The sequence below is a fragment of the Nannocystis bainbridge genome (assembly GCF_028368995.1).
GTDB classification, from domain to species: domain Bacteria; phylum Myxococcota_A; class Polyangia; order Nannocystales; family Nannocystaceae; genus Nannocystis; species Nannocystis bainbridge.
On sequence record NZ_JAQNDL010000002.1, the window covers coordinates 359,586 to 384,854 of the forward strand.

The window sequence follows — 25,269 nt, forward strand, 5'->3', positions numbered from 1 at the left end:
AGAGAGTTCAGCGGGCGGCCTTGTGCAGGCGGTCGCGGACTTCGGCGGCGATCTCGTAGGAGCGCAGGCGGGCGACGGGGTCGAAGATCTGCGCGGTGATGATGAGCTCGTCGGCGCCGGTGCGGGCGAGGAAGGCCTGCAGGCCGGCGTGGACCGTGTCGGCGGCGCCGATGAACGAGCACGACAGGACGTCGTCGAGGATGGCGCGCTCGTGCGGGGCGAGGCGGGCGTCGTAGCCCTCGATCGGCGGCGGCAGCAGGCCCGGCCGACCGGTCCGCAGCGAGACGAACATCTGCTGCAGAGAGCTGAGCAGGCGCCGCGCCTCGGCGTCGGTGTCGGCGGCGATGACGTTGGCGGCGACCATGAGGTGCGGCCGCTCGAGCCGCTCGCTCGGGCGGAAATGCTGGCGGTAGACGTCGATCGCCCGCATCAGCGCGGCCGGGGCGAAGTGCGAGGCGAACGCGTACGGCAGGCCGAGCATGCCGGCCAGCTGGGCGCCGTAGAGGCTCGAGCCGAGCAGCCAGACCTCGATGTCGGCGCCGGCGCCCGGGACGGCCTGCACGGCTTGACCGGGGACGACCGGCCGGAAGTAGCCCATCAGCTCGGCGACGTCGTCGGGGAAGTTGTCGACGTCGCCGGCGAGGTTGCGCCGCAGGGCGCGTGTGGTCCGCATGTCGGTGCCGGGGGCGCGGCCGAGGCCGAGGTCGACGCGGCCGGGGAACAGGGCGTCGAGGGTGCCGAACTGCTCGGCGATGATCAGCGGGGCATGGTTGGGCAGCATGATGCCGCCGGCGCCGACGCGGATGGTGTTGGTGCCACCGGCGACGTGGCCGATGACCACCGCGGTCGCGGCGCTGGCGATGCCGGGCATGTTGTGGTGCTCGGCCAGCCAGAAGCGGTGATAGCCGAGCTTCTCGGCGTGCCGGGCGAGTTCGAGCGTGCTGCGCAGGGCGGTGCCGGCGTCGGTGCCCTGGGCGATCGGTGCGAGGTCGAGGACGGAGAACGAGACCACGGGCTCACCTTACGCGATGCGGCGGGCGCAGGCCCGAATCGCACCGGTCACAGGGAGGACGGAGGAGTTCGCCGTGGGCGTGCGCCCGATGCTGAGGCATGATGACCGGCGATGACGCACGGACGAGCGCAGGCGTTGCCGTCGAGGTGGCCGATCGTGCAGGCGCCGATGGCCGGCGGACCCGACACGCCGGAGCTGGCAGCGGCAGTGACGAACGCGGGCGGGCTCGGCTCGCTCGGCTGCGCGTACATGACGGCGCGCGAGATCGAGGCGGCGGCGACGAAGCTGCGCTCGCTGACGACGCAGCCGTTCGCGCTCAACCTGTTCGTCCGCGCCGACGCACCCGACGAGCCGGCCGCGGCGGCGCGCGTGTCGCCGATCCTCGCCGGGTTCCGCCGCGAGCTCGGGCTGCCCGCCGAGGCGCCGCCGGGGCGCCCGGCGCCGGAGTTCGCGGAGCAGCTGGAGGCGGTGCTGCGGGTCCGACCGGCGGCGTTCAGCTTCACGTTCGGGGCGCCGACGCGGGCCCAGATCGAGGCCCTGCAGGCGCGATCGATCGCGGTGATCGGGACGGCGACGACGGTCGAGGAGGCGGAGCTGCTGGCGTCGCTGGGGGTCGATGCGGTGTGCGCCCAGGGCTCGGAGGCGGGCGGGCACCGCGGGACGTTCCTCGGCTCGTTCACGGACGCGCTGGTCGGGACGATCACGCTGGTGCCCCAGATCGCGGCGCGGGTGCAGGTGCCAGTGATCGCGGCGGGCGGGATCATGGACGGTCGGGCGATCCGGGCGATGCTCGGGCTCGGCGCGGCCGGGGTGCAGCTCGGCACCGCGTTCATGACGTGCCCGGAGGCAGGCACCGGCGCGGCCCACCGCGCGGCGCTGGCGACGGCCGCTCGCACGGTGGTGACGCGAGCGTTCAGCGGCAGGCCGGCTCGTGGGATCCGCAATCGCTTCAGCGACGCGTTCGCGGCCGTCGAGGCGGCCCCGTTCCCGCAGCAGCAAGGGTTGACGCGAGACATCCGCGCGGCCGCGGCGGCGCAGGGCCGGACCGAGATCATGCAAATGTGGGCAGGGCAGGGGGCGCCGCTGGGCCGCCCGCTGCCGGCGGCCGAGCTGATGGCGCTGCTGATCGCCGAGGCGGAGCTGACGTGACGCGCCAGGGAATCATGGCAGTCCATGAATGGCCATAGGGCGCCGCGTGAAGCGCCGGATCGCGGGGCACCGGCGAGGCGCGAAGAGAGCCGGATTCTCGGTTCGCCGGACGTGGGGGGCGGGTGTGTCGCTTCGGCACATGCGACCACGCAGCGGGCGGTGAAACGCGTTCTCGCCGGGCTTTCGCGCGGCTGGGCTCGATGGTCGGGGAGCCGCGCATTCCTGTGACGTCGCGGCAGGGTCGGCGGACGATTCGCGGTCCCGAGCGGCCGGGTGCGCGCATTTCAGGGCCGTAATTCCAGCGAGCTGGACAAAAGCGCGTCGTTCGCGGTACACGTGGTAGCTCGTGCGCGCGGTCCTCGTAGCTCCGAGGTCCTGCCGGTCGCGCGGAGATGTCCAGCGGTCGGAGGACTCGTGCGAACCAGCAGATCGGGCGGACAGTACAACGGCGCCGCGCTCTATTCATTCTTGCTCGGGCTGGGCCACTCCGAGGCGCTCGTGCACAAGGTGCTGCAGGACGCCGGGGTCGACAGCATCGACCCCAAGCGCTGGTACGACATCAACTGGGCGATCGAAGTGTACTTCGCCATCTACGAGAAGATCGGCCGCGGGGCGATGATCGCGGTCGGCAAGAAGATGATCGAGACGGCCCCGTTCCCGCCCGGCCTCGACGACGTGAAGCGCCTGCTGATGGGCCTCGACGCGGCCTATCGCCTCAACGTGCGCGGCGGCGCCGACCTCGGCGGGATCACCTGCGAGTTCGACGACGACGACAGCGCGCGGCTGGTGTGGAGCACGCTCGGCCCGTGCCCGCTCAACATCGGCATCATCGAGGGCTGTTGCTCGCGGGTCGGCGCGGCGGCGCTGGTCGAGCACGGGGCAGGCGGGTGCATGGACGAGGGGGGCTCGTCGTGCACGTATCTGGTGAGCTTCTGAGGCGGTCGGCGATGCAAGCGGCTTTTGCGTGGATCGAACACGAGCGAGCAGGCCTGGCTTCGCAGCTGGCGGAGCGGCTGGCAGGGCGCGCGGGCAGCGTGTTCCGCAGCGCGGGCGAGGCGACTTGCACGGCGATCGCGGAGGGCTTGATCGCGGCGCTGATCGCCGACGCGGCCAGTGGCAAGGACGCGGCCGGGCGCGAGGCGATGCTGGCGCTGGTGCAGCGATTCTCGGGGGCGCTGGCCTACGCCGACCTGCGGCACCTGGCGACCTCGCTGCGGTCCCTGGTGCTGGCGGCGGCGAGCGGGGCCGAGCCGGGGGAGCGCCAGCGGGTCGAGGACTGGCTGTTTCAGCTGGTGCTGGTCGGGGCGATGCGGTTCGTGGCCCAGCGCGAGCAGACGTTCCAGGAGCAGGCGGCGCGGCTGGAGGTGCGTCAGCTCGAGTCGCAGCTCGAGGAGCTCAAGGCGGCCTTCGCCGAGAAGACGCGGCTGCTCGAGGTCATTCGCCAGGCCTCGACGCCGGTGGCGCCGGTCCACGAGGGCATCCTGGTGGTGCCGCTGGTCGGGATGTTCGACGCCCAGCGGGCGCAGATGCTGACGGAGCGGCTGCTGAACGCGATCGGTGAGGCGCGTGCGAGCGTGGTGATCGTCGACATCTCGGGGGTGCCGCTGTTCGACGCCGAGGCGGCCGAGCTGGTGATCCGCACCAGCCAGGCGGTGCGGCTGCTCGGGGCGCAGTTGCTGCTGGTGGGGCTGTCGCCCGGGGTGGCGCAGACGATCGTCGACCTCGGGGTCGATCTGGCGAGCCTCAAGACGATGCGCTCGCTGCAGGACGGCATCAGCCACGCGCTGGCGCTGCGTCAGCTGCGGATCGCGCCGGTGGTGAATGGACCGGGTCGAGGTCGGTGATGATGCGCGCCCCGGTGCTGTGATTCGCCGCGCGGTGCGAGGATTCGCCGGTCACTTCGATTCGCCGGCGAGGGCGCGGTCGCAGGCGGCCACGCGGTCGCGCAGGAGGTCGCGTTCGCGGGCGTTGCGGGTCAAGGATGCGGCGCGCTCGAGCTCGGCGCGAGCCTCGGCGAAGCGGCCGAGCTTGAAGAGAAAATCGCCGCGCACGCCCGGCAGCAGGTGATAGCGGGCCAGGGCCGGCTCGTCGACGAGGGTGTCGACGATGGCCAGGCCGGCGGCCGGGCCCTCGGCCATGGCGACGGCGACGGCGCGGTTGAGCTCGACCACCGGCGACGGCGACAACTGATAAAGAGTCCCGTAGAGCGCGGCGATCTTGGCCCAGTCGGTCGCCTCGGGGGTGAGGGCGCGGGCGTGGCAGGCGGCGATGGCGGCCTGGATCGCGTAGGGGCCGCGGGCGCCGCCGAGCGCGTCGATGCGCTCGAGCGCGGCCAGGCCGCGGCGGATCAGCAACCTGTCCCAAAGGCCACGGTTCTGCTCGGCCAGCAGCACCGGCTGGCCGCCGGGGCCGACCCGCGCCCGCGCGCGTGAGGCCTGGATCTCCATCAGCGCGACCAGGCCGTGGACCTCGGACTCGTCCGGCATCAGCCCGGCGACGATCCGGCCGAGCCGCAGCGCCTCCTCGCACAGCGCCGGCCGCATCCAGTCGTCGCCGGAGGTGGCCGAGTAGCCCTCGTTGAAGATGAGGTACAGGACCTCGAGCACCGAGGACAGGCGGGCCGCCAAAGCCGGCCCGCGCGGGACCTCGAACGGCACGTCGGCGTCGGCGAGGGTCCGCTTGGCCCGCACGATCCGCTGGGCGATCGTCGGCTCCGGCACCAGATAGGCGCGCGCGATCTCCTGCGTCGTGAGGCCGCCGAGCAGGCGCAGCGTCAGCGCCACGCGGGCCTCGCTCGACAGCGCCGGGTGACACGAGGTGAACACCAGGCGCAGCAGGTCGTCGCCGACGTCGTCGTCGAGCGCGGCGTCGAGGACGGCCGCGGGCGCGTCCTGCTGGACGTCGAGGACGTGGCCGAGCTCGACGTGCTTGCGGCCGTGTCGCTCGACGCGGCGCAGGTGATCGATGGCGCGGTGCTTGGCGGCGGTCATCAGCCACGCGCCGGGGTTGTTGGGCACGCCGGCGCTCGGCCATTGCTCGAGCGCGGCGACCAGCGCGTCCTGGGCCAGCTCTTCGGCGATGCCGAGGTCGCGGACGTAGCGGGTGAGCCCGGCGATCAGCCTGGCCGACTCGAGGCGCCATACGGCGTGGATGGCGCGATGGGTGTCGGGGGGCACGCGAAGGGACTAGACCACTGTCGTGGGCCGGCGCAAGGGCAGGGCGAAAGATCGCGGTTCGGTGGCGGCGAGCGCGGGCCGGCGGCCAATCATAGCAGTCGAAACATCGTGGATCAGGGGGCCGGGGGCAGCTCGTCGACGACCCATTGGGCCAGGCGCTGCTCGACGCGGAAGTAGAGGTCGCGGCGATCGAGCGGGGCCGCCAGCACGTGGCGCTTGAAGTAGACGTAGAACAGGTTGCCGGGCACGCCGACCAGGGCGCGGTGGCGCAGCGCCGGCGCGGCGTCGTCGGCGAGCGTGTAGAAGCTGCGCAGCTCGACCCCCGGCTCGAGCGCGGTGCTGCGGAACACGCTCGCGCGCAGGGCCGGGCGGCGCGAAGCCGGGGCGATGCCGGCCAGCAGGGCCCGCAGCTGGGCCAGGCCGAAATCGTCGCCGGGGAAGCCGAGGATCAGCTCGTCGTGCGAGATGGTGGCGATCGCCCGCTCCTCGAGGCCGCCGCGCCGCAGCTCGTCGGCGAGGGCGGCCGTCAGCCCGTGCTGCAGGCGCTGGGCCTTCTTCGGCTCGAGGTAGCCGAACACGGTCTGGCGGAACGCCTTGGACTCGGCGAGCACCGGGTCGACGCCGCGGGCGGCGCAGAACTCGGCCCAGGTGCCGTCGCCCAGCGTGCGCTCGTCGTCGTGGAGCTTGAGCACGCTGAAGTTGGCCTCGCGCAGGTCGAACGAGACCAGCCACGCACCTGCCTGTTCGGACAGGCGGCTGCGCGTCGGCGGGCTGGGACCGACCGGGGCGGCGCACATGCGGCGGAAGGCGGGCGTCTTGCCGAGGGCGTCGCGCAGGGCGACCAGCTGCTGCTGGCGGTATTCGCCGACCGACTGGCCGCGCGCGGCCAGGCGGTCCTCGAACGCGGCGAAGCGCAGGGCGAGCGCCGGCAGGTCCTCGTACTCGGGCGAGCGCGCGAGGGTGTCGAGGTAGTACGCGGCGTGCTCGGTCACGGGGATCGTGAGGCGAAACAGCCGGCGGAATTCCTCGAGGTCGCGGAGCACGGCGCGAAGCTAGCACGTCCACGCGGCGGTCTCGGGGCCCGGCCGGTCCGCGAACAGGCCCGCGCGGCGTCGTGGTAGGCTGGCCGCACGATGACCCTCGACCTGCGGCGGACCTCCTGCTTGGTGCTCGTGTGTGGACTCGGCTGCGGGCAGCCCGGCGCGGGCGACTCGCTCACGGCCGCGACGACGGCGAACTCGACCTCGACGACCGACGCCTCGACGGCCGCCCCGACCGGGACCACCACCGCGGAAGCGACGACGACCGCGGAGCCGACCACCGGCGAGCTCGACCCGTGCGTCGCCTCGCCGCAGGCGCTGGCCGATTGCTCTGACCCGGTCGCGTACGCCGAGGATCTGAAATTCATCGCCGACATCCGCACCCCGGGCACGCCGCACTGGAAGGCGGTCCAGGACCTGTGCGCCGAACGGCTGAGCGAGCTCGGCTATCAGGTCCAGCTGATGGACTACGGCAGCGGCGTCAACGTGGTCGGCCGGCGGCTCGGCACGGTGAACCCGGAGCAGATCGTGCTGGTGGCCGCCCACTACGATCACATCTCGAATTGTCGCGGCGCCGACGACAACGCCAGCGGCGTGGCGGCGACCCTCGAGATCGCGCGGCTCCTGGCCAAGGTCGAGTTCGACCGCACGGTCCACATCGCCTGCTGGGACGAGGAGGAGGACGGGCTCATCGGCTCGGAGGCCTACGTGGCGGCCGCCAAGACGGCGGGCGACGAGATCGTCGTCGACTTCAACTTCGACATGATCGGCTACACCTCGACCGCCGAGAACAGCCAGACGGTGCCCACCGGCTTCGGGCTGGTGTTCGCCGAGGCCTACGCCGAGCTCGAGGCCAACCAGTTCCGCGGCGACTTCATCGCCATCATCAGCAGCGCCAAGGCCAACGCCCACGCGACCGCCTACGCGGCGGCGGCCGACCGCATCGGCCTGCGCCGCGCGCTCATCGAGCTGCCCGCCGGCCAGGAGTCGTCGGACCTGTTCGCCGACCTGCGGCGCTCCGATCACGCCCCGTTCTGGGACGCGGGCTATCCGGCGGTGTTCCTCACCGACACCAGCGAGTTCCGCTACGCCAATTATCATTGCATGGCCGGCGAGGACGAGGTCGCCAACCTCGACCTCGAGTTCGCGGCCGCGGTGACGCGCGCGACCGTCGAGGCCAGCGCGGTCGCTCTCGGGATGTGACCGCCGGGGCGCGCGATCGATCGATCGGGCGTTCGCGCGGCGACTCGCTGCATTGGGCCCGGCCTCGCATGAGGCCGGCGAGGGGCCCGTGCGTGAACTCCGGTCAATGGCGGGGTCGACCGCAACGCCGGCGCAGCGGGGCGCTCGCCCATAGCGACGGTCGGGGTATCACCCTGTCAGCCGCCGGGCGGCGCGCTGCTCCCAATGGGCAATCGTACGACCCGGCCATACGGGCGGGGCGGGGCGGGCCCGCGCAAAGGCCCCGGTTCGGCCGCTGCGCGGCCCGTGGCGCGGGTGCTTGCATTCGCGCCGGCGAAATTCCCGGGGGCCGCCATTGCCAAATGGCCACGGTTGACGGATATGGACCGCGCATGATTAAGGCCATCTCGACATACGCCCTGCCGCGCCTCTCGGCCGGCGCCCTGTTTACATTCAGCGCCTCGCTGGTCGCGCTGGGTTGCCCGGCCGACTCCGGCACCTCGACCGGGACCGAGACCGAGACCGGCACCGACACCGGCACCGATGCGGGCACGGAGACGGCGGGTCCCACCACCGTCGACCCGAGCGAGACCGGCGGCCTGACGACCTCGACGACGATCGACCCGACCACCGCCGGGCCGACCAGCACGACGGAGGACGAGACGACGACCACGACCGAGGCGACGACGGTCGACACCACCACGACCGAGGCGACCACGGTCGACACCACCAGCGCCGAGACGACGACCACGACCGGCGTGGTGGAGGAGACCACCACCACCGGGACCGACACGACCGACACCACGACCGGCGAGACGACCACCGAGGACACCACGACCGGCGGGCCGATCAAGCCCGAGGACTGCGAGGAGCTGCCGATCTTCGGCGTCGAGCTGCTGAGCCAGCAGGAGCACCAGCTCGAGAGCGCCGGGCCGGTGCCGCTCGTGCGCACGCCCGCGGGGCAGGCCAGCATCACCGCCGATCCGGCGCTGTTCGACCTGCTGCGGATCCTCTTCGACGGCGACCTCGGCGTCGGCGTGCACGCGCTGGATCCGGACCCCAACCATGCGGTCCCCAACAACGTCCAGCTTTACGTGCCGATCAGCAACGCCGCCGTGGTCTACCAGGAGGACCTGGCGATGAACGCCTACACCAAGGTGTTCACGGCCGTCGCCGGCGAGCTCGAGATCTTCGACCTGGTGACGCCGCACCAGACCCACGGCCGCGTGCGCCACGTCGAGCTGCGCGAGATGGTGAAGGTCGGCGACCTGCTCGAGCCGGTGATGGGCGGGGCCTGCTACTGGATCGAGGAGGCCGAGTACGACGTGCGGCGGCCCAGCGGCTGCGCCCCGTTCACCGACGATGCGTGCGCTGCGGAGCAGTTCTGCATGCCGGTCAACGCGATCGGCAGCGACGGCGTGTGCGTGACCGGCGGGGCCAAGGTCGAGGGTGAGACGTGCGCTCTGGTCGACCCCAACGGCTGGGACTCGGACTGCGGGCTCGGCCTGCGCTGCGTCGATTTCGGCGACGGCCACGAGTGCGGCCAGGTCTGTGACGTGCTGTCCGACGCGCCGGGCTGTCCCGCGGGCACCCACTGCGGCGGCGGCTACAACATGTGCCTGCCCGAGGCGCTGCTGCAGAACAGCGGCATCGACCCGGCGCCGCTCGGCGAGCCGTGCGTCGACAACCCGGCGGCGCTGTACTGCGGCGGCGAGGGCCGGCCGGGGCACTGCTACGACGACGACGGCAACGACGGCCCGCTGGTGTCGACGTGCCTGCCGTTCCTGCCGGCGCAGTCGCAGTGCGAGGCGCCGCAGGTCGCCGGCTACGTGGCGTACAAGGCGGGCATCGACCGCTCGACGCTGTGGTGCCTCACGCCGTGAGGCGCAGGGCCGGGCGCGGTGCCCGGAGGGGCGGGCGCCCGGGGTCGCCGGCGTGATGTGTTCGTAAGAGCATGCTCGCCAGGACATGTCCTTGAGGGCATGCTCTTGTGGGCATGCCCATTCGGGCATGTCCCGAGAGTCAGATGTCAGCCCAGGTCGGCGAGCGCCAGCGGCCAGCGGTGGTCGTAGGCCACCAGCTTGCCGGTGGCCGCCAGCGGCGCGGCGTCGGGGAGCGGCTGCGGGTCGCCCTCGGCGGCGAGCACGAACGCGTGCAGCGGGGTGACGACGACCACGCCGCGCTCGCTGCCGGTGGCCAGCAAGTGGGTCACGGGCGGTTGCACGACCTCGCCGGCGGGCAGGGTCTGCTCGCCGCAGGGGCGGCCCTCGGCGTCGAACCACAGGTGACGGTCGTCGCTCTCGACCACCAGGCGGCCGGCGCCGTCGAACTCGAACAGCCAGGCGTTCTTCAGGGTCCTGCGGGCCAGCTCGCGGCCGGCGCGGATGTCGTGGAGGACCAGCGCGTCGTCCTTGCGGGCGGTCCAGGCGACCCGCTGGCCGTCGGCCGAGAAGCGCGGCGACTCGTACTCGCCCCACGGGGCCGCGACCTCGCGGAAGCCCGCGCCCTCGCGCAGCCAGCAGCGCGACACGTGGCGCCCGCGCTGCGAGTCGTAGACGTCGGCCTTGAACAGCGAGCCGTCGTCGCTGGCCAGCAGGTTGCCCGAGCTGAGGAAATCATCGGACGAGACCACGCCGAGCTGGGCGAGCTCGCGGCCCTCGGCGTCGAGCTCGACCAGCCGGCCGCTGCGGTCCTCCTCGCGCAGCAGCGCGAACACGCCGCCGGTGCGCTCGATCGGCGCGGCGTGGTGGATCCGGATCGCCAACTGCTCGGCCCCGGCGGCGGTCAGGCGGAAGGCGTCGTCGTTGTTGAACCACGCCAGCGCGGCGTCGCGGCCGAGCGGGACGGCGCCGCTGAACGCGTGCGAGGCGCCCCAATCGATGCCGCGGGCCAGCTCGACGCCGGCGGGCGAGCGCAGGGCGACGCCCTTCTCGACTTCGGTGAAGCCGAGGATCAGGCCGCTGCCGTCGCGCGTGACCTGAGGCTCGTACAGCGGCGGGGACATGTGCGCGGCCCGGACCGCGCCCTTCGGCAGGGTCTGGCGGAACCGGACCGCGCCGTCGTGGCCGAGGTGGAGCACCTGGTCCTCGTGGACGCGGGCGATCAGGCCGTCGGAGGCGCCGGCGGAGCTGATCTGATCGACCTCGGCGATCGGGCCGGCGAAGCGCAGGCCCTCGGGCTCGAGCGTGGCCACGAACAGCTGGCCGCCGCGGCGCGCGAGCGCGGCCAGCGTGCCGCTGGCGTCGCGGTGCATCATGCCGACCGCGCAGTCTTGCTGGATCCGCGTCTGCAGCTTGCGCGCGATCGTGCCTTCCACGTCGGCCCACACCACCTCGCCGGCGGCAGTGCCGAACACGAACTGACCGGCGGCGAGGCCTGGCGCGATCGCGGTGATCGGGCCGTCGGTCGACGGCAGGGTCGAGGCGACCGCGCCCGCGCGCAGCACCGCGACCGCGCCGGCGGTGGCGACCGCGATCGCGTCCTCGCCGACCGCCGCGAGGCCGACCACCGGGCCTTCGACGCGACCGAGGGGCACCAGCGCGGCGTCCTTGCCGGGCTGCCAGGCGGCGACGCTGCCGTCGTCGAAGCCGATCAGCGCCCGCGCGCCGGCGGCCGCGAGCGCGGTCGCCTGAACGCCTGTCTCGAAGGACAGGTCGGCGATCGGCTCGCCGTCGCGATGGGCGCGCAGCTCGGCGCGACCGAGGGTGACGAGCACGTCCTCCGCGAGCGCCGTGAACGCGCGCAGGCCGAGGTGCTGCGCGGCCCAGGTCGGCTTGCCCACGCTGGCGCGGCCGCGCTTCTGCGCGACCTCGTAGGCCTCGATCGCGCCGCTGTCGCGGGCGACCACGACCTGGGCATCGTCGGCGACGAAGGCGGCGCCCATCCGCCGCATCGGCGCGGGATAGGCGGCGGTGTCGCGGCCGTCGCCCTTCTTGATCCCCTGCAGCCAGGCAGCGTCGCGGACCACGAGGGTGAAGGTGGCGCTGGCCTTGGGGACGGTGCTGCGCGCCGACACCAGGCACTCGGCCACGTAGTCGTGGAGCTCGCCGGCGGTCGCGTGGGGATCCTGGTCGTTGGCGCGGGCGATCGGGCCGGCGGCGCCGAGGCCGTCGAGCAGCCGCAGGGCGAAGATCGGGCAGAAGGAGACGACGTCCTTCTCGAGCGAGCGCACGGTCAGCTTGATCTCGGCGCCCTTGAGCGCGGCGACTTTGACGGAGTAAGTGGCGGTCGACATGGGGGGGCGCCGGCCATCCTATCATCGAGGTCCTGCGCATCGGCTGGGGGCGCGGGGAGGCGGGGGCCGCGGAGCGACGGTCGGGGGCGGCCTGGCCGTGGCCCGGCGCGGCCGGGGGCGCGAGCGGGAGACGAGGCGCGGCGATCGGCTTACGATCCACGGGACCGCCATGCGCCGCCTCGCCGCCCTCGCCGCCCTCGCGCTCGCCATCACATGTCTTTGGGGACAGCCTGCCGCCTCGGCCGCCGCGCCGGCGCCGGTGCCCGATAAGGCGTACTTGCTGCGGCCGGCGCGGGTGTTCGACGGCGAGGCGGCGCGCGAGGGCTGGGTCGTGCTGGTCCGCGGCGAGCGGATCGCGGCGGTCGGGCCGGCGGCGCAGGTCGGCGTGCCGGCCGACGCGGAGCCGATCGAGCTGGCGAACACCACGCTGCTGCCCGGGCTCATCGAGGGCCACTCGCACCTGCTGCTGCACCCGTATGACGAGACGTCGTGGAACGACCAGGTGCTGCGCGAGCCGCTGACGGTGCGCGTGGCCCGGGCCACCAACCACGCCCGCGATGCGCTGCTGGCCGGGTTCACGACGGTGCGCGACCTCGGCACCGAGGGCGCGGCGGAGGCCGACGTGGGGCTCAAGCAGGCGATCCGGCAGGGCATCATCCCCGGGCCGCGGGTGGTGACGACGACGCGGGCGATCGTCGCCACCGGGACCTACGCGCCGCGGGGCTTCGCGCCGGCGTGGCACGTGCCGCAGGGCGCGGAGGAGGCCGACGGCGAGGACCTGGTCCGGGTGGTGCGCGGCCAGATCGCCCGCGGGGCCGATTGGATCAAGGTGTACGGCGATTACGCGTGGGGGCCGAAGGGCGAGGCGCTGCCGACGTTCTCATTGGCGGAGATGCAGCGGATCGTGGCGACGGCGCGCGACGGCCGGCGGCCGGTGGTGGTCCACGCGAGCACGCCGGAGGGCATGAAGCGGGCGGTGCTGGCCGGGGCGGAGACGATCGAGCACGGCGACGGCGGGACCGCGGAGGTGTTCAAGCTGATGGCGAAGCGCGGGGTCTACCTGTGCCCGACGCTGGCGGCCACCGACGCGGTCCAGCAGTACGCCGGCTGGAAGCCGGGCGTCGGGCCCGAGCCGCAGGCGATCCGCGACAAGCGGGCCAGCTTCCGCGCGGCGCTGACCGCCGGGGTGCCGATCTGCTTCGGCAGCGACGTCGGGGTGTTCCGCCACGGCGACAACGCGCGCGAGCTCGAGCTCATGGTCGACTACGGGATGAAGCCGATCCAGGCCCTGCGCGCGGCCACGTCGGTCAACGCGCGGATGCTTCACATGGCCGACAGCATCGGCCAGGTCAAGGTCGGGCTGCTCGCCGACCTGGTGGCCGTCGAGGGCGACCCGACCCGCACGATCTCGGCGGTCCGGCAGGTCCGCTTCGTCATGAAGGGCGGGGCGATCCACCGCCGATGACGGGCGATGGAATCATGCCACATGTCTCCGGAGACATGTGGCATGAATGCCCGGGCCGTTCACTCGGCGGGCACGGGGCCGGGGACGTCGGCGCCGGTGCGCTGGCGGGAGGCGTGGCGCATCTCTTCGATGCGGGCGCGGGCCTCCTGGCGCATGTTCTCGGGCAAGAAGCTGAGGATGATCGCCAGCAGCATCAGCGACGCGGGCATCAGGAACACCAGGAACTCGACGCGGTGGGCGATCGGGACGGTCACGGCGGCGCCAGCGGCGAAGGCGGCGATCTTGCCGGCGCGCAGGGCCGCGTGGCGCTTGGCCAGCGCGAGCGCTTCGTCCTTGCTGAACATCAACTCGGCCAGGTGGATGCCGAGGTCGGTGGCGGGGCCGGTGAGGTGGGTGGTGCGGACGAGCAGGCCGGTGCTGGTAGCGATGGCGGCGTTCTGCAGGCCCATGGCGAAGCTGAGGATCGACAGCAGGATGAAGTCGGCCGGGACGATGACGGGCCCGCCGAACACCCCGAGCAGCCCGAAATGCCCGGCGATCGCGGTGAACAGGACCAGGGAGAAGGAGATCCACAGCGGCACGCTGAACCGCGGCCGCTTGTTCTGGTGCGCCCGGCCGTTGATGAGCAGGCCCGAGAGCATCGCCCCGCCGATGAAGCAGCTCAGCACCAGCGCGAAGTCGAGGAGCGGCATCAGGTGCACGACTTCCATACCCAGGCGCGTGACGGTTCCTGTCACGTGTGTCACGTAGGTCTGGCAGGCGAGCAGCGCCGCGGCGTTCACGGCGCCGGCGGCGAAGGTAAAAAGCAGCCAGCTCGGGATGTGCCGGGGCGAGAAGATCGATTCGGGGCGGTAGAGCGTCAGCATCGTTTCGCGTTTGGAGAAAGCGGAGAAGCTATTCCGGAGCGCGCAGGCGGGGTGCCACCATTGGCGGGAGCACTCGCTCCTTCTTGCGCTCGTAGTATAGTCGCGAGACGATGAATTTCATCCACCGATTGAAGAGCGCGGTAGGGATTGGTACGCCCACCATCGCCATCGAGGGCGTCGTGGGTCCGGTGCGCGCGGGGGAGGTCCTCCGTGGCACCCTGGTGCTGCAGGGCGGAGAGTACGAGGTGCCGGTCGAGCGCGTGATGCTCCGCTTCGACGAGCAGCACCTCACGCACAAGGTGCCGAGCGCCGCGGCGCCGCCGGACCGGGTGAGCGAGCGGAGCCTGGCCGCCGCCGAGCTGCCGCTCGACCCGCCGGTGCTGCGCATCGGCGAGCGAGTCACGCGAGAGTTCACGCTGCCGCTGCCCGCGACGATCGAGCCGAGCCAGGGGCCGCGGGCCTACGCGCTGCTCGCCGAGGTGTCGATCGCCGGCGTCGACCCGCGCGCCGAGCTGCCCCTCGAAGTGGTTGCCTGAGCGCCCGCGCCTCCGCCGCGGCGCGCCCCAGGACGGCACAAGGGCGGACGGCTCGGCGAATTTTTTCGTGAGCGAGCGCAGGTCGGCGCGCAGGGCGGAGACGAGCAGCCGAAAACAAGTACGACGAATCCGTCGCCGAGGCGGAGGACGCGCTCGTGCTCGCGGGGTCGTCCGCCCGGGGTGCAATGATGACAGCAGAGAAAGTCCGAGGCCCGCTGTCATTGTTGCGGTGCCGTCATTGTTGCGGTGCCGTCATTGTTGCGGTGCTGTCATTGTCGCCAGCGCGGCCGGACGGCTGTCTCGGCGAGCGCGGCGAGGGCTGGATCTTGCGCGGCGTGAACTCCCCCCGGCGTGGGCCGAACACGGGAGGGTGGCGCGGCTGTGGGGGCACGGGCGAGCGACGGCCGTCGCGGGGTCCCAGGAGCACGCGCACGACGAACGCGAGGATCACGGGTCGAGCACGACGACGTAGCCGTCGCGGCCGCCGTGGCTGGGCTGGTTGCCGGCGCCGAGGTCGATGCCGTTATTAAAATGACCGGTGGCGGCGACCGAGCCGGCGTCGGCGGCGGCGACGTGGGTGTCGCGCTGCTCCTGCGGGCCGCCGAGCCGCTTGCTCCACCCGTGCTGGCCGAGCGGGCCAAACTTGGCGACGAACACGTCGCGGTTGTCGAGGGCCATCAGCGGGCCGCCGCCGAGGTCGCAGGAATTGTAAAAGGTGCCGATGACGGCGAGGTTGTCGAGGCCGTCGACGGCGACGTGCTCGGCGATCGAGCCGCCCTCGCACAGCTCGCGGCTCCACAGATGGGCGCCGTCGCCGTCGAACTGGGCCAGGTAGCTGACGACGTTGGGGCCCTCCAGCGGCCCGCCGCCGAAGTCGAGGACGCCGCTCGTGCCACCGGTGAGGCTGACGCGGCCCTTGCTGTCGACCGCGAGGCCGCGGATGGCCTGGCTGCCGACGTCGCCCCAGCGCTTGCCCCACTTGGCGGCCCCGGACGGGTCGAACTTGATGAGGAAGATGTCCTCGAGGCCCGCGCTGACGAGCGGGCCGGTGCCGGGATCGAAGCTGCCGCGCATGCCGCCGGTGACGTAGATGTCGCCGGCCGCGTCGGCGCCGATGCCCATGCCGATCTGCCACTGCGGGTCGCCGAAGCCGCGGCTCCACGCGTGCGCGCCGGCGCCGGTGAACTTGGCGACGAACAGGTCGTTGGCGCCGGCGCCGAGGAGGGTCGGACCGCCGAGAGCGAGCGAGCCGACGAAGGCGCCGGTGAGCAGGATGTCGCCGGACGGATCGATCGCCAGATCGACGATGGTGGCGTCGTCGCCGGAATGGAACGAATGGCTCCACTGGTGCTGGCCGTCGCCGTCGAGGCGGGCGAGGAACAGGTCGGCCTGGGCGGTGGGATTTTTGAGCGGGCCGCCGCCGAAATCGAGGTCGCCGTGGAAGACGCCGCCGAGGACGATGTCGCCGTCGCCGGCGATGGCGAGGCCGTATTCGGGACCGCCCTGGTAATCGCCGTCGCCGAAGCGCTTGGCCCACAGGAGGGCGCCGTCGGGGGCGAACTTGGCGAGCAAGACGTCGTAGCCGGCGTGGACCAGCGGGCCGCCGCCGAAGTCGACGTCGCCGTTGCTCCACGCGGCGAGCACGAGGTTGCCTTCGCCGTCAAAGGCGACCCTGTCGCCCTCGTCGTTGCCGGCCTCGCCGAAGGTGAGGCCCCAGGCGTATGCGCCGTCGCCCTGGCACGGGTCGAGGCCGTCGCAGCTCTCGTCGCCGGGCGCTTCGCAGGTGTCGCGGGCCGGGACGACCTCGCCGAGGCAGGGTCCCCACAGCTGCTCAGGGCCGCAGGTCTTCTGGCCGCCGTGGCACTCGCCGACGTCGAGGGTGCCGTCAGGGCCGCTGTAGCAGTCCTGCATGTCCCCGGGGACACATTCGCCGACGACGCCGGTGTCGGTGGCGTCGGTGGTCGTGGTGGAGTCGGTGGTGACGGAGGTCGTGGTGGTCTCCGTGGTGGTGGTTGTTGTGCCCTGGGTGGTGCTGGTGGTCGGGTCGACGGCGGTGGTGGGTTCGCCCGTGGAGGTGGTGGACTCGGTGGTGGTCTCGCTGCCCGCGCCGGTGGTGGGCGCGATCGCGGTGGTCGATTCGCTCGCGGTCCCGGCCTGCGCGGTGGTGTCGGCGGGGTCGGTGTCGGTGGCAGCGACAGGGTCGCCAGGGCACGCGGCGAGGACGAGGGGGGTGAGGCGCAGCCAGCGAGTCCAGGGCATGGCTGGCCTATAACCCGCGCAGAACGCCGATGTTGCCGGGACAAACGCGCGCTCGTGTGATTCGTGCAGGGTGATGCCAAACCCGCGCGGCCAGATCGATTACCATGGCGATCGATGGCTCGTCCCCGCGCGCGCTGGCTCGTGATCGCAATCGTGGTGGCGCTGGCGGTGACGGGCTACTTCGCTTACCCGTACGCGGTGGTGGCCGGGCTGGCGCGCTCGATCGCGGGGGCGGAGACGGCGGAGGCGGAGACGGCGGCGCTGTGCCGGGCGAATCGGGCGTTCCACTCGGGCTGGGCGCCGACGTACTCGGTGCGGACGCGCGACGCGAACGGGGCGGAGCTGCGGCCGTGGCAGGACGGGGCGTACGCGCAGGTGGCCGCGATCACGCTGACCTGGGCGACCGGTCAATCGGTGGACCGCACGCTGCTGACGCGCGACGGGCTGGCGTGCGTGTTCGGCGAATGAGCCGGGCGCGACCCGGCTCATTCGTCGGACCGGCGGTCGTCGCCGGGGCGCCGAGTCGTCGCATTCGCCCGGCGCGGCCCGGGGCGAACCGGCGGGTCACGCGTCGCCGAAGCCGCTGGCGATCCAGCGGCTGGCGGTGGCGCTGCTGAGCTTGAAGCTGGGGGCGACGCGGCGCTCGGCCAGCTTCTCGCCGATCGGGTCCCACGCGGTGAGCATCGCGTGCGGGTCGTCCTCGTCGGGGGCGATGTCGAGGTCGACGCGGATCGAGGCGCCCTCGGCGTCGACGACGGTGACGCTGCGGTGGCGCTGGGCCCGGGCGTGGGCCTCGTGGCGGGTGACGACGTCGAGGGCGCCCTTGAGCAGGGTCTTGAAGTCGGTGTGGTTGAGCGGCTTGGGGTTCTTCTTGTCACGCCCCATGGTCCACGGGCTGGTGAGGACCGGCTCGGCGTCGCCGTCGCGGGTCATCGTCACGGCCCAGCCGTCGTCGTCCTCGTTCTTGATCACCTGGGCCGTGAAGCCGCTGGCGACCCATCGGCGCGCGTCGCCTTCGCCGCTGTCCGTTTGGTCGGTCGTGTCTTTCGCCATGATGCGGTGCTTCCTTGCTTCCTGCGCGTTTGTACAGCAACCACGGCGCCGGCGACAGGCATCGGCGCGTCAGGGCTCGCGGACCAGCAGCGAGACGGGCAGGTCGGCGAACACCTCGGCCAGCGGCAGGGCCGCGCCGCGGTGCTCGGCGCCAGTCAGCAGGTCGCGCCAGGTCCCGGCCCGGCCGAGAGCCAGCGCCTGGTCGCCCCAGGCGGCGCCCAGCGGCCACGGGTGGCGACCACCGGTCATCGTGTAGGCGAGCCGGGGGACCACGCAGACGAGCTCCTGGTCGCCGTGGGCGCGGCGGAAGGCGACGACGTGCCTGCCGCCGGCGATCGGGGCGTAGCTGCCCTCGAGGTAGAGGGCGCGGTGCTGGCGGCGGTGGGTCAGGCCGAGGTGCAGGACCATGAGCTTGATCCGGCCGTCGAGGTAGCTGGCCAGCAGATCGCGGGCGCGGGCGGCGGGATCGGCGGCCTGGGCCCGGATGTCGGCGAGCGCCCCGCGGCGCCGCTCGTAGTCGACGGGCCGGCGGTTGTCGGGGTCGACCAGCGAGAAGTCCCACAGCTCGCCGCCCTGGTAGGTGTCGGGCACGCCGGGCGAGGCGAGCCGCAGGCACAGCTGGGCGAGGCTGTTGACGGCGCCGTGGGTCGAGAGCTTGCGCGCCAGCGCGGCGGCCGGGCCGACGAAGCCGGGGTGGGCCAGCATCTCGCGCACGAACCGCTGCAGCGCGGCCTCGTAGGCGGGGTTGCCGGCGATCCACGAGGTGTGCTCCTTGGCCTCGCGGGTGGCCTTTTCCATGTAGGCGCCGACGCGATCGACGAAGCCGGGCGGGACGCTGTCGCCGTCGCCGAGCTCGTCCAGCGGGAGGGCGCCGACGACGGTCTGATAGAACAGGTAGGCGTCGTTGCGGCTGGGCGCGAGCGCGTCGTCGACCTCGGTCTTGTGCGGCCGCGCCAGGCGACTCCAGGCCGAGACGGCGCGCCGCCACTCGTCGGGCAGCTCCGACAGCACGGCCAGCCGCGCGCGCACGTCCTCGCCGCGCTTGGTGTCGTGGGTGGCGGTGGTGGTCATGGTCCGCGGGAACCGCTGCCGCTGGCGCCGGTTGTGGGCGTGGAAGACGTCGGTGCCGGCGCCGAAGATCGCCGGGTCGCAGCCGACCTCGTTGAGGCAGACCAGGCGGTTGTAGCGGTAGAGCGCGGTGTCCTCGACGCCCTTGGCGATCACGGGGCCGGTGAGCTGGGCGAAGCGCATGGCGAAGCGCACCTGCTCGGCGCGTTCACCTGGCTCTTCGGGCAGGTGATGCAGCATCAGCAGGTCGCGCAAGAACTCGAACACGCTGGGGTCGACGTCGGGGCGGCGGCGCCGGGCCCGTCGCAGAGCGCGGTCGATGCAGGCGTCGTCGCTGGCGGTGCGGGTGCCGTCGGGCCGCACGTAGGTGCGGTAGACCGGGAAGGCGGCGATGGTCTCGACGATCGCGGTGGTGAGGCTGGCGCGGGTGAAGTCGCGGGAGCGCCGGCGGGTCTGGGCGATGCGCTCGAGCCGGTGGGCGAGCATGTGGATCTCGCTCGAGAGGCTGGCGCGCAGGATGGCGATCCGCGAGGCGTAGGCGACGGCGTCGTAGTCGCGCTCGGTGGCGATGAAGCGGTGATAGAAGTTGGTGAGCTTGGGCCCGGCGTCGGGGCGGATCCACAGGCCGTTGACGACGCCGAGGAAATCGTAGCCGGTGGTGCCGTCGACCTGCCAGTGCGACGGGAGCTGCTCGCCGGGCTCCAAGATCTTCTCGATCACGAGCCAGGGCGGGGCGCCGCCTTCGGGGGCGTGGGCGCGGGCCTCGGCCTGCAGGGCCTCGAAGTAGGCGGCGGGATCGTAGAGGCCGTCGGTGTGATCGAGGCGGAGGCCGGTGATCCGGCCCTCGGCGATCTTGCGCAGGACGAGCGCGTGCGCGGCGGCGAAGACGGCGGGGTCCTCCATCTTGACGGCGGCGAGCTCGTTCACGTCGAAGAAGCGGCGGTAGTTGATCTCCTCGGTGGCGACGCGCCAGAAGCTGAGGCGGTAGACCTGCTCGCCGAGGAACGCCTCGAGGGCGTCGAAGCTGCGCGGGTCGCCGGGTGCGCCGGCGAGCTCGGCGAGGGTGGCGTCGACGGCGGCGGCGATGACCTCGGAGTCGGCGAGCAGGGCGCCGAGGCGGCGCTTGATGACCTCTTTTTCGCGGGCCCGATCTTCGCGCGCGGCGGGCGGAGTGCTGGCCTCGCCGGGCAGGTGCTCGATGGCGGTGGAGATGCTGTGGAGCTCGGCCAGCGAGGGGTCGTCGGCCGGCAGCTCGAGGCGAGCGAGCGCGGGGCGGAGGACGAGGGCGAGCGACTTGACGGCGACCGGGAGGCGGCGCTCGTAGTAGGCGACGAAGAAGCTGCCGCCGTCGCGCACGACCGCGAGCTCGCCGGCCTCGAGCGCCTCGCCGAACTGACGCCCGAGGATCGGCAGGAGCAGCTTGCCGGCCATGCCGATCTTCGGCGGCGCCCACTCGATGTCGAACCAGCCCTCGCACAGCGAGGCCTCGCCGCTCTCGAGCACGTCGTTCCACAGGCGGTTCTCGCCGCTGCCGATGCCCATGTGGTTGGGCACGAAGTCGAGCACGTGGCCGAGGCCGCGGGCCTTGAGGTCGTCGGTCCAGGCGTCGTAGGCGGCCTCGTCACCGAGCTCGGGGCCGAGGCGGGTGTGGTCGACGATGTTGTAGCCGTGGGTGCTGCCGCGCTCGGCGTGCAGGTACGGCGAGGTGTAGACGGCGTCGACGCCGAGGGCGTCGAGGTAGTCGGTGATCGCCGCGGCGGCGCCGAAGCCGAACTCGCCGTGCAGCTGCAGGCGATAGGTCGAGGCGGGGACCGTCACGTCGCGTCTCCGCTGGCGCCGTAGATGGCCGCGCGCGCAGGCGGCAGGTCGGGGTGGACCTCGCCGCCGCTGGTGAGCAAGAGCTGCCACTCGCGGCCGGGCGGCGGGCCCGGCGGGTGGGCCTGCGGTTCGGGGCCGAAGTCGATGACGAGCACGCGGTCGCCAGCGGGGCCGCGTCGCAAGACCCACAGGACGTGGTCTCCGACTGTCCCGACGGACATGTTCGATCGGTCCTGTTGGCGGAGGGTCGGATCGTCGCGGCGCAGGTGCAGCAGGGCGCGGTAGAGGGCGAGCACGCCGGCGTGCTCGCCGGCGTCGCGCTCGGACCAGTCGAGGCGCGAGCGCTCGAAGGTGGCGGGGTCCTGCGGGTCGGGGATCTTGGCCTGCTGCTCGGGATCGTGGAAGGCGGCGAACAGCTGGAACTCGGCGCGGCGACCGGCGGTGACCTTCTCGCCGAGCTCCTGCGGGTGATCGGTGAAGAACAGCCAGGGGGCGCTGGCGGCCCACTCCTGGCCCATCCACAGCAAGGGGGTCATCGGCAAGAACAGCAGCAGGGCCGAGGCGGCGCAGTACTTGTCGAGGCTCGTGAGGTGGTGAAGGCGCTCGCCGAGGGCCCGGTTGCCGACCTGGTCATGGTTCTGCAGGCAGTAGACGAAGGCGGGCGCGGGCAGGCCGCTGGCGTCGGCGCCGCGCGGCTTGCCGGACGGCGGCCAGGCCTGACCCTCGTAGAGGAAGCCGCGCTCGATGCAGCGGGCGAGGTCCTGGACGCTGGGCTCGAAGGCGCCGTAGTAGCCGTCGCGCTCGCCGGTGAGGACGACGTGGAGGCTGTGGTGGAAATCATCGGCCCAGATGGCGTCGAGGCCGACGCCGAGGACGATGGCGGGATCGTTGGTCTCGTCCTCGGCGATGAGGATCCGGTGGTCGGGGGCGCCGCGGACGTCGGCGGTGAGCTCGGCGAGGATCGGGCGCTCGGTCGGATCGACCATGGCGTGGGTGGCGTCGAGGCGCAGGCCGTCGAAGCCGAACTCGGTGAGCCAGTAGCGGACGTTGTCGAGGACGAGCCGCCGCATCGCCGGGGTGGCGAAGTTGAGGGCGTCGCCCCAGGGGGTCTGGACGTCGTGGGCGAAGTACTCGGGGGCGTAGCTCGAGAGGTAGTTACCCTCGGGGCCGAAGTGGTTGTAGACGACGTCGAGGAGGACGTTCATGCCGAGGCCGTGGGCGACTTCGACGAGGGCGCGCAGGTCGTCGGCCGGGCCGTAGCCGGCGTACGGCGCGAAGTGGGCGACGCCGTCGTAGCCCCAGCCGCGCGCGCCGGGGAAGCTCGACAGCGGCATCAGCTCGATCGCGGTGATGCCGAGCTCGGCGAGCAGCGGCAGCCTGGCAGCAGCGGCGGCGAAGGTGCCCTCGGGGGTGAAGGTGCCGATGTGGAGCTCGTAGAGGACGCAGTCGGCCAGCGGCCGCGGGCGCCAGTCGGTGGCGCGCGGCTGGTAATGACCGCGCACGACCTCGGCGGGGCCGTGGAGGCCGAACGGGAGGGCGCGCGCGTAGGGGTCGGGGACCTCGGCGTCGCCCAGCTTGAAGCGGTAGAGGGTGCCCTCGGGGAGGTCGTAGAAGGCCTCGAACAGGCCGTCGCCGCGCGGCTCGAGCGGGCGGGCCTCGCGGGCGACGGGCGAGCCGTCGTCGGCCCGGTCGTAGAGGACGACGGCGACTTCGGTCGCGCGGGTGGTCCACACGCGGAAGCGGACGCCGCCGTCGACGAGCGCGGCGCCGAGGTCGGACAGGGCGGAAGGATCATGGGTCATGGGGCAGCTCGGGGTCCGCGATCGGACATGGCGAAAGGGTCATGTGCCGTGGGACATGGCGAAAGGGTCATGTGTCGCGCGGCGGCTCCGGGTCGACGCCGCGCAGCAGGAGCAGGGTCCTGGGCGGGAGCCGGGCCAGGTCGCCGCCGGCGATCACGCCGCGAGCGTCGTCGTCGGCGGTGTCGAGGAGGCGCTCCCAGGTGGCGTGCAGCGACGGCAGCACGAACTCGACGGGATCCTGGCCGCCGTTGAGGACCAGCAGGAGGTCATCGTCGCGGATCGGCTCGCCGTCGTCGTCGACGTCGTCGACGCCGCGGCCGGCGAGGAACATGCCGAGGCTCTGGGTGGTCGGGCTCTGCCAGTCGTCGTCGGACAGGCCCTCGCCGTCCGGCCGGAGCCACAGGATGTCATGGACGTCGCTGCCGCGGATCTTGCGGCCCTTGAAGAACTTGGACCGCTGGAGGGCGGGGTGCTCGTGGTAGATCCGGATGGTCCGCTGGACGAATCGCAGCAGGGCCCGCCGGTCGTCGTCGAGGTCCCAGTCGTACCAGCTGATCTCGTTGTCCTGGCAATAGGCGTTGTTGTTGCCGCCCTGGGTGCGGCCGATCTCGTCGCCGCCGGCGATCATCGGCGTGCCCTGCGACAGCAGCAAGGTGGCCAGGAAGTTCCGCTGCTGCCGGCGCCGCAGCGCGAGCACCCGCGGGTCGTCGGTCGGGCCCTCGGCGCCGCAATTCCACGACAGGTCGTGATCGCTGCCGTCGCGGTTGTCCTCGCGGTTGGCCTCGTTGTGCTTGTGATCGTAGGCGACGAGGTCGGCGAGGGTGAAGCCGTCGTGGGCGGTGACGAAGTTGACGCTCGAGTAGGGGCGGCGGCCGTCGTTTTGGTAGAGGTCGCTGCTGCCCGAGAGGCGATAGCCGAGGTCGCCGGCGACGCCGCCGTCGCCGCGCCAGAAGGCGCGCATGGTGTCGCGGTACTTGCCGTTCCACTCGGCCCAGCGGACCGGGAAGTTGCCGACGTGATAGCCGCCCTCGCCGAGGTCCCACGGCTCGGCGATCAGCTTGACCTGGCTGATGACCGGGTCCTGGTGGATGATGGTGAAGAAGGACGACAGCTGGTCGACCTCGTAGAGGCCGCGCGCGAGGGTGGCGGCGAGGTCGAAGCGGAACCCGTCGACGTGCATCTCGAGCACCCAGTAGCGCAGCGAGTCCATGATGAGCTGCAAGGTCTGCGGGTGGCGGACGTTGAGGCTGTTGCCGGTGCCGGTGTAATCGTAGTAGTAGCGCGGGTCGCCGGGCACGAGCCGGTAATAGGTGGGGTTGTCGATGCCGCGGAAGCTGAAGGTCGGGCCGAGGTGGTTGCCCTCGGCGGTATGGTTGTAGACGACGTCGAGGATGACCTCGATGCCGGCCCGGTGCAATGCGCGCACCATCTCCTTGAATTGCTGGACCTCGGCGGCGACCTGCGCGCCGCTGCGGTAGCGCACGTCGGGGGCGAAGAAGCCGATGGTGTTGTAGCCCCAGTAATTGCGCAGGCCGCGGTCGAGCAAGAACTTGTCGTCGACGAATTGATGGACCGGCAGCAGCTCGACGGCGGTGACGCCGAGCTGGGTCAGATGCCGCACGATCGGCGGGCTGGCGACGCCGAGGTAGGTGCCGCGCAGCTCGGGCGGGACCTCGGGGTGGCGCATGGTGAGCCCCTTGACGTGGGTCTCGTAGATGATGGTCTTGTGCAGCGGGACGTGCGGGCGCGCGTCGTCCTGCCAGTCGAAGCCGGGATCGATGACGACGGCCAGCGGGACGCCGTAGCTCTCGCGCGGGTTGGCGAGCAAGTCGCGGTCAGGGTTGTCGCTGGCGATGTCGTAGGAGAAGGTGCCGTCCTCCCAGCGGGTGACGCCGCTGAAGGCCTTGGCGTACGGGTCGGTGAGGAGGTTGCGCGGGTTGAAGCGCAGGCCCTCCTCGGGGGCCCAGGGGCCGTAGACGTGGTAACCGTAGAGCTGGCCCGGACCGACGCCCTCGACAAAGGCGTGCCAGACAAAGGCGGTGCGCTCGCGCAAGGGGACGCGCTGCTCGCCGCCCTGGTCGTCGACGAGGACGAGCTCGACGCGCGAGGCGTGCTCGCTGTAGAGGGCAAAATTGACGCCGGTGCGACCGTCCCAGGTCGCTCCGAGCGGATAGGCATTGCCAGGTCGGACGCGCATGGCAGGCCTCGCTGTCACGATCGCGGGAGGACGGTGAGGGAGGCGCGCGGGGGGAGATCGACGGGCTTTTTCGCGGGATGGAGTCGCTGGGTCATGTCGGTCCGTGGCCTGTCGCGCCTGGGTCCGGTGAGAGACGTGGCGAGAAATCCGAGGCGAGCAAACACTGTCCGGGATTCGCTCGCCGGCGGCAGTCTGGGCGGCACGGGTCAGGCTTTCAGCGGTGACAGGATGCGGTTGGCGTGAGGCGCGCGGAGCCCAGCGCGGAATATGGGCCGGCGTTTGGTGGTGCGATGGGGTGCTGCGCGTGCCGAGCGCGAGCCGCGGGGTTCGAGCTGCGGGAGCTCGGTCTGGCCACGGGTGCACCGGGTCGCGGTCGCAGGCCCCGCCTGCTGGCTCGGGTTCGATGGCTCAC

The 25,269-nt window shown here is 72.3% G+C and carries 18 protein-coding genes; 8 read left to right on the top strand and 10 right to left on the bottom strand.

The features are described from left to right. Nucleotides 1–7: 7 nt before the first annotated feature. On the bottom strand, nt 8–1,012 hold the full coding sequence (locus POL25_RS19095) for an LLM class flavin-dependent oxidoreductase (protein ID WP_272087530.1): 1,005 nt from the start codon (nt 1,010–1,012) through the stop codon (nt 8–10). Nucleotides 1,013–1,123: 111 nt separating this feature from the next. Between POL25_RS19095 and POL25_RS19100 the strand changes: the two genes are divergently transcribed. From POL25_RS19100 to POL25_RS19110, 3 genes are all read left to right on the top strand, one after another. Next, nucleotides 1,124–2,161, top strand: coding sequence for an NAD(P)H-dependent flavin oxidoreductase (locus POL25_RS19100; RefSeq protein ID WP_272087531.1), 1,038 nt, complete (start codon nt 1,124–1,126; stop codon nt 2,159–2,161). A gap of 414 nt (nt 2,162–2,575) precedes the next feature. Continuing rightward, nucleotides 2,576–3,097 carry a hypothetical protein gene (locus tag POL25_RS19105; protein WP_272087532.1) on the top strand — a complete coding sequence of 174 codons (522 nt, stop codon included), beginning with the start codon at nt 2,576–2,578 and terminating at the stop codon, nt 3,095–3,097. 11 nt (nt 3,098–3,108) lie between these two features. Beyond that, the gene (locus tag POL25_RS19110; RefSeq protein WP_272087533.1) at nt 3,109–4,005 is read left to right on the top strand and encodes an STAS domain-containing protein; all 897 of its coding nucleotides are present in this window, start codon (nt 3,109–3,111) and stop codon (nt 4,003–4,005) included. A gap of 51 nt (nt 4,006–4,056) precedes the next feature. Here POL25_RS19110 and POL25_RS19115 read toward each other — a convergent pair whose 3' ends face one another. After that, the gene (locus POL25_RS19115) at nt 4,057–5,337 is read right to left on the bottom strand and encodes an RNA polymerase sigma factor (RefSeq protein ID WP_272087534.1); all 1,281 of its coding nucleotides are present in this window, start codon (nt 5,335–5,337) and stop codon (nt 4,057–4,059) included. Nucleotides 5,338–5,450: 113 nt separating this feature from the next. Further along, nucleotides 5,451–6,380, bottom strand: a complete 930-nt coding sequence (locus POL25_RS19120; RefSeq protein ID WP_272087535.1) for a hypothetical protein — start codon at nt 6,378–6,380, stop codon at nt 5,451–5,453. A gap of 90 nt (nt 6,381–6,470) precedes the next feature. Here POL25_RS19120 and POL25_RS19125 point away from each other — a divergent pair, with 90 nt between their 5' ends. Both POL25_RS19125 and POL25_RS19130 read left to right on the top strand, forming a co-directional pair. Further along, on the top strand, nt 6,471–7,580 hold the full coding sequence (locus POL25_RS19125) for a M20/M25/M40 family metallo-hydrolase (protein ID WP_272087536.1): 1,110 nt from the start codon (nt 6,471–6,473) through the stop codon (nt 7,578–7,580). Nucleotides 7,581–7,951: 371 nt separating this feature from the next. Beyond that, complete coding sequence (locus POL25_RS19130) at nt 7,952–9,442, top strand: hypothetical protein (RefSeq protein ID WP_272087537.1); 1,491 nt, start codon at nt 7,952–7,954, stop codon at nt 9,440–9,442. A gap of 146 nt (nt 9,443–9,588) precedes the next feature. On the opposite strand, the gene POL25_RS19135 is transcribed toward POL25_RS19130, so the two are convergent. After that, nucleotides 9,589–11,793, bottom strand: coding sequence for a hypothetical protein (locus POL25_RS19135; protein ID WP_272087538.1), 2,205 nt, complete (start codon nt 11,791–11,793; stop codon nt 9,589–9,591). Between the two features lie 169 nt (nt 11,794–11,962). Here POL25_RS19135 and POL25_RS19140 point away from each other — a divergent pair, with 169 nt between their 5' ends. Further along, nucleotides 11,963–13,258 carry a metal-dependent hydrolase family protein gene (locus tag POL25_RS19140; RefSeq protein WP_272087539.1) on the top strand — a complete coding sequence of 432 codons (1,296 nt, stop codon included), beginning with the start codon at nt 11,963–11,965 and terminating at the stop codon, nt 13,256–13,258. Between the two features lie 59 nt (nt 13,259–13,317). Here the strand turns inward: POL25_RS19140 and POL25_RS19145 are convergent, their stop codons facing one another. After that, nucleotides 13,318–14,124, bottom strand: a complete 807-nt coding sequence (locus tag POL25_RS19145) for a YoaK family protein (protein ID WP_272087540.1) — start codon at nt 14,122–14,124, stop codon at nt 13,318–13,320. A 110-nt stretch (nt 14,125–14,234) separates the two neighbouring features. Between POL25_RS19145 and POL25_RS19150 the strand changes: the two genes are divergently transcribed. Continuing rightward, nucleotides 14,235–14,660: a sporulation protein gene (locus tag POL25_RS19150; protein WP_272087541.1), complete on the top strand. Its 426-nt coding sequence runs from the start codon at nt 14,235–14,237 to the stop codon at nt 14,658–14,660. Between the two features lie 447 nt (nt 14,661–15,107). Here POL25_RS19150 and POL25_RS19155 read toward each other — a convergent pair whose 3' ends face one another. After that, nucleotides 15,108–16,919, bottom strand: a complete 1,812-nt coding sequence (locus POL25_RS19155; protein WP_272087542.1) for an NHL repeat-containing protein — start codon at nt 16,917–16,919, stop codon at nt 15,108–15,110. Between the two features lie 114 nt (nt 16,920–17,033). On the opposite strand from POL25_RS19155, the gene POL25_RS19160 reads away from it, so the two are divergent. Then, nucleotides 17,034–17,387: a hypothetical protein gene (locus POL25_RS19160; RefSeq protein WP_272087543.1), complete on the top strand. Its 354-nt coding sequence runs from the start codon at nt 17,034–17,036 to the stop codon at nt 17,385–17,387. Nucleotides 17,388–17,483: 96 nt separating this feature from the next. Here the strand turns inward: POL25_RS19160 and POL25_RS19165 are convergent, their stop codons facing one another. From POL25_RS19165 to glgX, 4 genes are all read right to left on the bottom strand, one after another. After that, a complete protein-coding gene (locus tag POL25_RS19165; RefSeq protein ID WP_272087544.1) occupies nt 17,484–17,972 on the bottom strand; it encodes a hypothetical protein in 489 nt (162 codons plus the stop codon). Between the two features lie 69 nt (nt 17,973–18,041). Then, entirely contained in the window at nt 18,042–20,858 is a 2,817-nt protein-coding gene (treY, locus tag POL25_RS19170; RefSeq protein WP_272087545.1) for a malto-oligosyltrehalose synthase, read from the bottom strand. Beyond that, a complete protein-coding gene (gene treZ / locus POL25_RS19175) occupies nt 20,855–22,660 on the bottom strand; it encodes a malto-oligosyltrehalose trehalohydrolase (protein ID WP_272087546.1) in 1,806 nt (601 codons plus the stop codon). The genes treY and treZ overlap by 4 nt, the downstream gene beginning before the upstream one ends. A 67-nt stretch (nt 22,661–22,727) precedes the next feature. Next, entirely contained in the window at nt 22,728–24,857 is a 2,130-nt protein-coding gene (gene glgX, locus POL25_RS19180) for a glycogen debranching protein GlgX (protein WP_272087547.1), read from the bottom strand. Nucleotides 24,858–25,269: the final 412 nt, after the last annotated feature.